The organism is Chimaeribacter arupi, from assembly GCF_002858805.1.
GTDB lineage: Bacteria > Pseudomonadota > Gammaproteobacteria > Enterobacterales > Enterobacteriaceae > Chimaeribacter > Chimaeribacter arupi.
In genome coordinates this window covers 1-2,024 of record NZ_PJZI01000075.1, presented here as the reverse complement: position 1 = coordinate 2,024, position 2,024 = coordinate 1, and the positions used below count along the sequence as shown (strand labels likewise).

Annotated in this window: 2 protein-coding genes; both read right to left on the bottom strand. The window is 57.9% G+C overall.

Going from position 1 to position 2,024, the window contains the following annotated elements:
- The coding region (gene tssC / locus CYR52_RS22090) for a type VI secretion system contractile sheath large subunit (RefSeq protein WP_101829448.1) at positions 1–1,484 on the bottom strand (1,484 nt) is incomplete at its 3' end.
- Positions 1,485–1,513: 29 nt separating this feature from the next.
- A complete protein-coding gene (tssB, locus tag CYR52_RS22085) occupies positions 1,514–2,011 on the bottom strand; it encodes a type VI secretion system contractile sheath small subunit (RefSeq protein ID WP_101829449.1) in 498 nt (165 codons plus the stop codon).
- Positions 2,012–2,024: the final 13 nt, after the last annotated feature.

Genomic DNA, 2,024 nt, shown 5'->3' with positions numbered 1-2,024 from the left:
TGCGGCACGGCGTAGAGTTTCACGCGGAAGAAGCCGGGGTTGTCCTCGATATCCTCGACCGTGACTTTCGCGTCGCGCAGCGGGTGGGAAGCCTGCAGTTCATCGCCCGGATCGGTCATTTCGGTGACCAGCGTGCGCACCCAGGTGTTCAGCTCCAGCTCCAGCAGGCGGCGGTCTTTGGTGGTGCCGATGTTTTCACGCTGGATAAGCTTCAGGTAGTGCGCGATGCGTGACAGCAGGAAGATGTACGGCAGGCGCGCATTGATGCGGCTGTTGGCTGTGGCGTCCGCTGTGTCATACAACGTGGGTTTCTGGGCGGAGTTCGCCGAGAAGAAGCAGGAGTAGTCGCGGTTTTTGTAGTAGGAGAGCGGGATAAAGCCCAGGTTGGCGAATTCAAATTCGCGGGTTTCCGGGATCATCACCTCTGACGGGATTTTCACCTGGTTGCCGGTGCCCAGATCGTAGAGGTGGATCGGCAGGTCAGTGACCGCCCCACCCGCCTGCGGGCCGCGGATCTGCACGCACCAGCCGTTTTTGATAAAGCTTTTCACCATATTGGCGGCGAAGGCAAAGGAGGCGTTGGTCCAGAGGTATTTCTCATGGTCCGGGCCTTTGACCTCTTCCACATAGTTGAAGCTGCGCACCGGCACGGTGTCCGGGCCATAGGGCAGGCGGCCCAACACGCGCGGCATGGTCAGGCCGATATAGCGCGCATCATCGGAGTCGCGGAATGCTTTCCATTTGATGTACTCGGCGCGGTCAAAGTAGTTGCCGATGTCTTTGATGGCCGCCACGTCTTCCATCGATGACTTCAGGAAGAAGGCCGGGCCGACGGAGCCGATAAACGGCATATGGGCAGAGGCCGAGACTTTGGAGATATTGCGCAGCAGTGCCACATCCTGCGAGGAGGCATCAAACTCGTAGTTGGAAATAATCGCCCCAATCGGCTCACCGCCGGGGGTGTCATACTCCTGGATATAGGTGTGGTAGTAGAGGCCGGTCTGAACGATTTCCGGGCTGTCTTCAAAATCCTGACGCAGGTCATCTTTAGCGACATCCAGCACGTCGATTTTCACGTTCTGGCGGAAATCGGTACGGTCCACCAGCGACTTCAGGCCGCGCCAGGCAGACTCTACCTGCTGGAACGCGTTATGGTGCATCACGGCGTCCAGCTGGCGGCTGATTTGGTGGTCAAGCTCAGCGATATGGTGGTCGAGCAGGGTTTTGTCCAGGCGCTCCACGGTCTGGCCGGACTGCTTCAGGCGCGCCAGGAAGACCTGGACGGCGGCAGTCACACGCTGGTCAGCGGTCACATCTGCCAGGGCAGCGCCGTCCTGAAAATCGTTCAGGTCACTGAGCGCTGACACCGGCGTCAGGTTGATTTTTTCAAACAGGGAAGCGTAGACACCTGCGGCCTCTGGGCGTTCCAGCACCGTGGTCTGACCGGCAGCGGCGGCTTTTTCAGTGTTGACAGACATAAGCATTATCTCGCATTAATCCATTAATCGGGGAGTTACGCCTTCGGCGCCAGGGCATTGAGTTCGTCACGCAGCGCATCGCTGAGGGACGGGTCTTTCAGAATGTTTTCGAGCTCTTTGCGGAAGGTGACGTTGTCGAGCAGGTTGGATTTCAGGTCACGCAGCAGGTTGCGCATCGCCAGCATGGCGCGCAGCTGCGGGATTTGGCGGGCCACCTGCTCGGGTTCAAAGTCTTTCATCTCGCGAAACGCGAGGCGGACACGCTCCTCGGCACCGTCACCGGCCAGGGTGTTTTTCACCGTGAGGTTGACCGTGGGGGCGAACTCCGCCAGGACGCTGTTGAAGTTGTTTTTATTGATGCTGACTTTTTCACGTTCAGAAATCGGGCGATGCTCCTGCCCGTTGCTGTAATCGCCCATCACCACCAGTTTCAGGGGTAATTCCATTTTTTTCTGGGCGCCGCCGGTGTGCAGATCAAGCTTTATATTAACGCGGGCCTTGGGGATCTCATTTTGAAACGAACTGGACACGATAACTCCTTTTATA